At 71.9% G+C, this 8179-nt stretch carries 6 protein-coding genes; 2 read left to right on the forward strand and 4 right to left on the reverse strand.

What is annotated here, in order from left to right:
- Together VLF38_RS09470 and mfd are read right to left on the reverse strand one after the other, a co-directional pair.
- Positions 1-996, reverse strand: a 996-nt coding sequence (locus VLF38_RS09470; protein ID WP_325271019.1) for a hypothetical protein, incomplete at its 3' end; no start/stop codon positions are given.
- A gap of 118 nt (positions 997-1114) precedes the next feature.
- Positions 1115-4654, reverse strand: a complete 3540-nt coding sequence (gene mfd, locus VLF38_RS09475) for a transcription-repair coupling factor (RefSeq protein WP_325271020.1) — start codon at positions 4652-4654, stop codon at positions 1115-1117.
- Between the two features lie 124 nt (positions 4655-4778).
- On the opposite strand from mfd, the gene VLF38_RS09480 reads away from it, so the two are divergent.
- Positions 4779-6062: a hypothetical protein gene (locus VLF38_RS09480; RefSeq protein ID WP_325271021.1), complete on the forward strand. Its 1284-nt coding sequence runs from the start codon at positions 4779-4781 to the stop codon at positions 6060-6062.
- A 53-nt stretch (positions 6063-6115) separates the two neighbouring features.
- Here the strand turns inward: VLF38_RS09480 and VLF38_RS09485 are convergent, their stop codons facing one another.
- Positions 6116-6913, reverse strand: coding sequence for a 3'(2'),5'-bisphosphate nucleotidase CysQ (locus tag VLF38_RS09485; protein ID WP_325271022.1), 798 nt, complete (start codon positions 6911-6913; stop codon positions 6116-6118).
- A gap of 94 nt (positions 6914-7007) precedes the next feature.
- Here VLF38_RS09485 and VLF38_RS09490 point away from each other — a divergent pair, with 94 nt between their 5' ends.
- On the forward strand, positions 7008-7526 hold the full coding sequence (locus VLF38_RS09490; protein ID WP_325271023.1) for an AMIN-like domain-containing (lipo)protein: 519 nt from the start codon (positions 7008-7010) through the stop codon (positions 7524-7526).
- Positions 7527-7535: 9 nt separating this feature from the next.
- Here VLF38_RS09490 and pth read toward each other — a convergent pair whose 3' ends face one another.
- Positions 7536-8117 (reverse strand): aminoacyl-tRNA hydrolase, encoded by a 582-nt coding sequence (gene pth, locus VLF38_RS09495; protein WP_325271024.1) that lies wholly within the window; start codon positions 8115-8117, stop codon positions 7536-7538.
- Positions 8118-8179 lie beyond the last annotated feature (62 nt).

Below are 8179 nucleotides of genomic sequence, written 5' to 3' on the forward strand. Positions count from 1 at the left end.
CAGTCGCAGCGAGGACCGGACCAGCGTCGGAGCCAACACCCGCCACAGCAGGAACCACGGTCGCTGGCGGCTGCAGTACCACGCACCGACGAGGTGCCGCTGGCCCTCCGCGTAGTCCCCTGCGGTCACGGCACGGCCGAGCAGCACCCACTCCTCGCCGTACGGGCCGAGCGGGCTGAGCCGATGGGTCCCGGCGGCCGCGAGCAGCTGACGCGCGGAGACGATGTCGCCCCGTCCGGCGGCGATGAGCGCGCCGACGCCCCACCCGACCGGGCTGGCGATCCGGTGCGCCGTGGACTCGGCGAGGTCGACCAGGTCGCCGCAGTCGCGCTCGGCGCCGGACCAGTCCCCGCTCAACAGCCGTACGACGGCGCGGAAGGCGAGCAGCAACGGAAGGGCCGCCTCCGCTCCCCCGAGGCGACAGACCTGGTTCGCCTCGACGAGCGCCTTCTCGGCGTCCGCGAGCCGGTCGGCGTCCGCGAGCGCGGCCGCGAGGATCATCGCGGTGACGGCGTACGAGATGGCGGCCGGTCCCTCGGTGCCGGCCAGCGTGCGCGCACGACGCGCCAGTCGCGCCGCACGCACCGGGTCACCACTCGCGTGCACCACAGCCGCCGTGGACGCGCTCGCCTCCGCGACGACGTTCGGGTCGTGGCCGCGCTCCCCCTCGACCCGCGCCTGCTCGGCGAGGAGCTGGCTGGCCTCCATGCCTCCGGTCAGGAAGACCGCCTGCGCGGCGCGGGCCAGGTGGATCCCCTTGACCGCAGGCTCGACCGCGAGGTCGGCGGCCGTGCGGAGGCGAGCTGCGGCCTCGGCGGTGCGGCCCATCCGCATGAGCATGAAGGCGATCGCGCCCTCGGCCTCGGCACGCTCCGCACGGTCGCGCGCCGTCACGAGAAGACGCGCTGCGGTGGTGGCTGCCTCGTCCAGGCGCCCGGTCTCCACCTCGACCCAGAGCCGCTCGATCTCGGGACCCGGGTCGCGCTCCGGCTCCATGCTTGCAACCTAGGCCGGTTGGCGGATCCCGAGGAACCGTGGACCGCCATCTCCGGGGCCCCGGAGGTGGCCTGGCCCGAACAGGCCATTGACGGTGCTCCGGCGACGCGGCTGCGCGTCAGTCCTTCGCGTCGAGCACGCTGTCGATCACCAGCCGCGCCCACTCGAGGAGCTCGAGGTCGCGGATCGGCTGGCCGCCGATCGGCTTGGTGAGCGGACGCGGCACCAGCACGGTGCTCGTCGCCGGCTTCACGAGCGAGCCCTTGTAGATGCGGTTGAGGCGGACCACCTTCGACTCGGCCAGGTCGACCGGCGCGAAGCGGACGTGCTTGCCCGCGATCGTCGCCTCGGTGATGCCCGCCTGCCGGCACCGAGCGCGGAACCGCGCCACCTGGAGCAGCGAGGTCACCTGGGTCGGCGGGTTGCCGTAGCGATCGAGCATCTCCTCGGAGATCGCCACCACGTCGTCGTCGGAGCGGACCTCTGCCAGGCGCTTGTACATCTCCAGCCGGAGCCGCTCGGTGGGGATGTAGCTCTGCGGCAGGTGGGCGTCGACGGGAAGCTCGATGCGCACCTCCTCGAGGACGTCGGACGGAGCGCCATCAGCCTTGAACTCCGCGACCGCCTCACCGACCAGCCGGACGTAGAGGTCGAAGCCGACGTCGGCGATGTGGCCCGACTGCTCGCCGCCGAGCAGGTTGCCCGCGCCGCGGATCTCGAGGTCCTTCATCGCGATCGCCATGCCGCCTCCGAGGTCGGAGTGCTGGGCGAGTGTCGCGAGGCGCTCGTGGGCGGTCTCGGTCAGCGGCTTCTCCCCGGGGTAGAGGAAGTAGGCGTAGGCGCGCTCGCGGGAGCGGCCGACGCGGCCACGCAGCTGGTGGAGCTGGCTGAGGCCGAGCATGTCGGCCCGCTCGATGATCATCGTGTTGGCGTTGGAGACGTCGAGGCCCGACTCGACGAGCGTCGTGCAGACCAGCACGTCGAAGCGCTTCTCCCAGAAGTCGAGCATCACCTGCTCGAGCTGCTTCTCGTTCATCTGGCCGTGAGCGGTGGCGACGCGCGCCTCGGGCACGAGCTCGCGGATGCGCGCGGCGGCCTTCTCGATCGACTGCACCCGGTTGTGGATGTAGAAGACCTGGCCCTCGCGGAGCAGCTCGCGCCGCACGGCGGCGATGACCTGGCGGTCCTCGTAGGCGCCGACGTAGGTGAGGACCGGGTGGCGCTCCTCGGGCGGGGTCTGGATCGTCGACATCTCGCGGATGCCGGTGATCGCCATCTCGAGCGTGCGCGGGATCGGGGTCGCCGACATCGCGAGGACGTCGACGGAGGTGCGGAGCCGCTTCATCTGCTCCTTGTGCTCGACGCCGAAGCGCTGCTCCTCGTCGACGACGATCAGGCCGAGGTCCTTGAACCTGACCTCGTTGCCGAGCAGGCGGTGCGTGCCGACGACGATGTCGATCGAGCCGTTCTCCAGGCCGGCCAGGACCTCCTTCGCCTCCTTGTCGGTCTGGAAGCGGCTGAGCTGGGCGAGATTGACCGGGAAGCCCGACATCCGCTCGGCGAACGTCGAGTGGTGCTGCGTCACGAGCAGCGTCGTCGGCACGAGGACCGCGACCTGCTTGCCGTCCTGCACGGCCTTGAACGCCGCGCGGACGGCGATCTCGGTCTTGCCGTAGCCGACGTCGCCGCAGACCAGGCGGTCCATCGGGACGTGGCTGCGCATGTCGGCCTTGACCTCATCCACCGTCGACAGCTGGTCAGGCGTCTCCTGGAACGGGAAGGCGTCCTCCAGCTCGCGCTGCCAGGGGGTGTCGGGGCCGAAGGCGTGGCCCTGGGTCGCCTGCCGCGCGGCGTAGAGCTTGATCAGCTCGGCCGCGATCTCACGCACGGCCTTGCGGGCGCGGGCCTTCCGCTTGGTCCAGTCGGCGCCGCCCAGCCGGTCGAGTGCCGGCGCCTCGCCGCCGACGTACCGGGTGACCTGGTCGAGCGCGTCGGCCGGGACGTAGAGCCGGTCGGCCGGCTGGCCCTTCTTGGAGGCGCCGTACTCGAGGACGAGGTACTCGCGAGTGGCGCCACCGACCTCGCGCTGCTTCATCTCGATGAACTTGCCGACGCCGTGCTGCTCGTGGACGACGAAGTCACCGGCCTTGAGCTCGAGCGGGTCGATCTGCTTCTTGCGGCGCGCGGGCATCTTGCGCATGTCACGCGTCGAGGACTTCTGGCCCGTGAGGTCGTCGCCGGTCAGGATGGCGAGACGCGAGCCGGCGTGGACCAGGCCGTGGTCGAGGCAGCCGGTGAGGCTGCCGACGACGCCGGGCTTGGGCCAGTCGCTTGATTCCGTGGCCAGCACCGCCGCGACGTCGTGCTCGGCCAGCACCTCGACGATGCGCTGCGCCGGGCCATGGCCGGAGTGCACGGTCGCGACGGTCCAGCCCTGGTCGAGCCAGCCCTTGATGTCGCGGACCGCCGCCTCGATGTCTCCGCGGTACGCCGTCGCGGGCTGCGCGGGCACGACGATGTCACCCTCGAGCCCGTCGTCCTCGGCGCCGTCTCCCGCCATCCCGAACGGCGAGAGCGTCCACCACGGCTTGCTCCGACCGACGACATGGTCACGGACCTCGCTGAGGTCGCGGTAGGACGCCTTGCCGAGGTCGATCGGGCTCTCACCGCCGCTCGCCGCAGCGGCCCACGAAGCCGCGAGGAACTCGTCGGCGGTCGCGACCAGGTCGTGCGCGCGGGCCCGGACCCGCTCGGGGTCGAGCACGAGCACGGTGCTCGCGTCGGGGAGCAGGTCGACGAGGAGCTCCATGTTGTCGATGAGCGCCGGGGTCAGCGACTCCATGCCCTCGACGGCGATGCCCTCGGCGAGCTTCTCGGTGAGCTCGCGCAGCTGCGGGTGGGCCTCGCCGAGCGCACGGGCACGCTCACGCACCTCGGGGGTCAGCAGCAGCTCGCGGCAGGGCGGCGCCCAGAGCCGCTCGTGCGTCTCCAGCGTGCGCTGGTCGGCGACGGAGAAGCTGCGGATCTCCTCGACGTCGTCGCCCCAGAACTCCACGCGGACCGGGTGCTCCTCCGTGGGCGGGAAGACGTCGACGATGCCGCCGCGCACGGCGTACTCCCCGCGCTTCTCGACCAGGTCGACCCGCGTGTACGCCGCGTCGCTGAGGCGGCGGGCGACCTCCTCGACGTCGTGGGTCTCCCCCGCCCGGACCTCGACCGGCGCGAGGTCGGCGAGACCGGCGACCTGCGGCTGCAGCACGGAGCGGACCGGGGCGACGACGACCCTGAGCGGCCCGACGGTGGATCCCTCAGCCGTCTCCGGGTGGACCAGTCGGCGCAGCACGGCGAGGCGCCGGCCGACGGTGTCGGAGCGCGGCGAGAGGCGCTCGTGCGGCAGCGTCTCCCAGCTCGGGAAGTAGGCGACCCGCTCGGGCTTCATGAGCGACCCGAGCTCGGCGACGAGGTCCTCGGCCTCACGGCTGGTCGCGGTGACGGCGAGCACCGTGCGGCCCGCGCGTGCCAGGCCGGCGACGGTGAAGGGTCGCAGCGCGGCCGGGCCGGTGACCTCGAGCTCGGGCGTGGTGCCGGCCTCGGCGAGCGCACGGGCGAGGTGCGGCTCGGCGAGAACGGCGTCGGCGAGGGCGGTGAGGGAGGCCACGAAAAACTCCTGGAGGCAAGCACGAAAGCCCCAGGTCCAGCGGAAGTGGGGGCGTCCGGAAGTCTACGGGCGCGCACCGACAGCGGTTCCGCCGCGCTGCGCGGGGGCCGTCGTACGGTGTGCCATGCCCGCCACGCAGACCGCCACGCAATCCGGCACCGCGCGCCGCGTCCGCGGTCTCTCCTCGCTCCTCGCCGGCCTGCTGGCGGTCACGGCGCTGACGTCCTGCGCCCTGACGGGGGTGGGTAGCGACGGGGTCTTCGCGACCACGGTCCCGCCCACCGACCTCGACCTCGCCGCACCGACGCTGGCGACGGGCGTGAAGGGCGGCCTGCTCCTCCGCTCAGGCGACGCGCAGCTCAGGGTGCCGCGTGCGACCGACGCGACCTGGGTGCCCGGGGGCAGGGCACTGGTCCGCTTCGACACCCCACGCACGCACGCGCGGCTCTGGGACCCGGCCACCAACACGCTCAGCGCCGACGTACCGATCCTCGACCCCAACCGCTCGGTCACGGCGTTCGCGATGCTCGGGCGGAGCGACCCGCCGAAGAACCTGCCCGAGGACGAGCCGATCGACCCGGCGCCCTTCTGGGACGAGAAGGCCCGGCTCACGACGTACGACCTCGACGGGCGCGAGCAGTGGCACGCCGACCTGCCGCTCACCGACAACCCGGACGCCAACAAGGGCAACGAGCTCGAGCGGAGCTACCTGACCGCGCACGTGATCGATGGGGCGACCTTCCTCGCCTGGCACGACGGCAGCGAGTACTACGAGGACGGCGACTACGGGCTGCTGCGCGTCGGGCCGGGCGGCAAGGGCTTCAGCAACACGTTCGTCGGCGACGGGGTGAAGTCGATGTGGCTGAGCGCCGACGGATCCGCGCTGCTGGCCACCAAGCGGCCGCACGGCAAGCCCTGCGGCGGCTGCGACGTCGAGCTCGAGCTGGTCGAGATCGACCCCGCCACCGGCGAGCAGGTGGCGGACTACGGCATGCCGGACTCCTACACGAAGGAGTGGACCGTCCTCGACGTCGACAAGGTCAGCGACACGGTGGCGATCAGCTTCAGCGAGCCGGTGTGGAGCTCCGAGACCGACCTGCAGCCGGTGCTGCGCGGCACGTGGGTGCTCGACGAGGACGAGTGGTCGATGGTGCCCGGCAGCGACGAGGAGCGGTCGTGGTGGCAGGGCCCCGCTGACCGGGTGGTCGGGGTCCCTGTCCCGCCCTCGGAGAAGAACTACGCCGAGCAGTACACCTACTGGTGGGAGCACGACGGCGAGCGCACACGGCTGGCCGGCGCCACCACCTCGAGCTGGTCCGTGCTCGAGCACTACGGCGACGGCCTGTCCGAGCGGATGCACTACGGCAGCTCCGCCAGTGTGCCGGGTCAGCTCCTGCCACCCTCCTGAGCACGTGCACGAGGCCCCCACCGCGCCAGCGGTGAGGGCCTCGGCGTACGGGCTCAGACGCCGGTGCCGTGCTCCTTGACGAACGCGACGATCCGCTCGGCGAGCTCGGGACGGCAGACGATGAGGTCCGGGAGGTAGACGTCCTCCTGGTTGTACTTCAGCTCGGAGCCATCGACGCGCGAGGTGAAGAGACCGGCAGCGCGGGCCACCACGACCGGCGCGGCGGAGTCCCACTCGTACTGGCCGCCGGCATGCACGTAGGCGTCGGAGATGTCGCGGGCGACACTGAGGACCTTCACGCCGGCCGAGCCCATCGGGACCAGCTCGGCGTTGAGCTCCTTCGCGAGCGCCTCGACGAACGCAGGCGGGCGGCTGCGGGAGACGGCGATCCGGATCCGGTCGCTCGTGGACGGCGGTACGACGAGCGGCGTACCGGTGTTGAACGTCTCCCCGAGCGCGGGCTGCGCGACGGCTCCGGCGACGAGGTCGCCGTCCTGCCAGAGCGCGACGTGGACGGCCCAGTCCTCGCGCGGCACCTCGGAGAACTCGCGGGTGCCGTCGAGCGGGTCGATGATCCAGACGCGGCTGGCGCTCAGGCGGGCGGTCTTGTCCTCGGCGGTCTCGAGCGCCTCCTCGGAGAGGACGGCATCGTCGGAACGGTGCTGCGCGACGAGCTCCATGAGCAGGTCGTGCGCCGCGCGGTCGCCCGCGTCCTTGAGGTCGCGGCCGGTGAGGCCGGACGTCGCACGCACCTCGAGCAGGCGCTCGCCAGCGACGGTGGCGAGCCAGGTGGCGAGGACGTGGTCGTCGGTGGCGGCTTCCGCCGGGAACGGCGCCTTGAAGTCAGACATGCGGGCAACCCTAGGACACCCGTCCGGCACGACAACCGGGCGACCACGGCTCGCGTCGTACGGATGTCCCCCACTCCCGGAAGGAGCCGTCACCATGATGCACCGCATCCTCCGCTTCCTCGCCGCCCTCGTCTCGTCCCTCCTGCTCGCCGCGGTCGTCGCGCCGCCGGCCACCGCCCTGCCGGCGTGGCGGACGACCAACAGCAGCTGGACCAACCCCGACGCGCGGCATCCGCTGGTGCTCGACCTGCGCTACGCGCGGCACAGCAACTTCGACCGCGTGGTCATCGACATCCAGGGCCGGATCCCGGGCTGGACGGCCCGCTACGCCAGCACCCACTACTACGACGGCTCCGGTGCGCAGGTGCCGATCCGGGCCGGCATGGACCTCGTCCTCTTCCCGGCGTACGCACACCGCACGAACGGCACGTCCTGCTACACCGGCCCGAAGCTGGTCCGCCCCGGCTTCCCGGCGCTGAAGGCGATCGCCTTCACCGGCGACTACGAGGGCTACGTCTCGTTCGCGTTCGGGCTCGACGGCCGCAATCCCTACCGGATCTTCCGGCTGCACGACCCGCAGCGGATCGTGCTCGACTTCCGGCACGCCTCCTGAGCGGCACCGTCAGGAGTTGAAGCGCTGCTGGGTCTTCTCCAGGCCCTCCGCGACCAGGCACTCGACGGCGTCGGCGGCGTCGATGACCTGGAACTCCAGCTCCTTCTTCTCCACCTTTCCATAGTCGGAGAGCACGAAGTCGGCCACCTCCTGGCGACCCGGGGGGCGGCCGATGCCCGCGCGGACCCGGTAGAAGTCGCCGGTGCCGAGGCTGCTCCGCATCGAACGGAGGCCGTTGTGGCCGTTGTCGCCGCCACCGAGCTTCACGCGGAGCGTGCCGAAGTCGATGTCGAGCTCGTCATGGATCGCGATGACGTGGTCGGGTTCGATCTTGTAGAAGCTGCAGAGCGCCTTGACCGGGCCACCGGACTCGTTCATGTACGTGTGCGCGCGGGCGAGCACGATCCGCGGCCCGCCCGGCTGGAAGCGGCCCTCGACGACGTCGGCACGGCCGGCCTTGTGCCGCTTGAAGCGGGCGTTCATCCGCTCGGCGAGCACGTCCGTGACGAGGTAGCCGACGTTGTGGCGGTGTCCCGCGTACTTCTCGCCCGGGTTGCCCAGGCCGACCACCAGCCACACGTCGTCACTCATGCCGCCGATTATCCCGTACGCCGAGGGGTCGCCGTGACGCGCTGGGGGCGGCCCGGCGACCC

This window comes from Nocardioides sp. (genome assembly GCF_035481145.1).
Taxonomy (GTDB): domain Bacteria; phylum Actinomycetota; class Actinomycetes; order Propionibacteriales; family Nocardioidaceae; genus Nocardioides.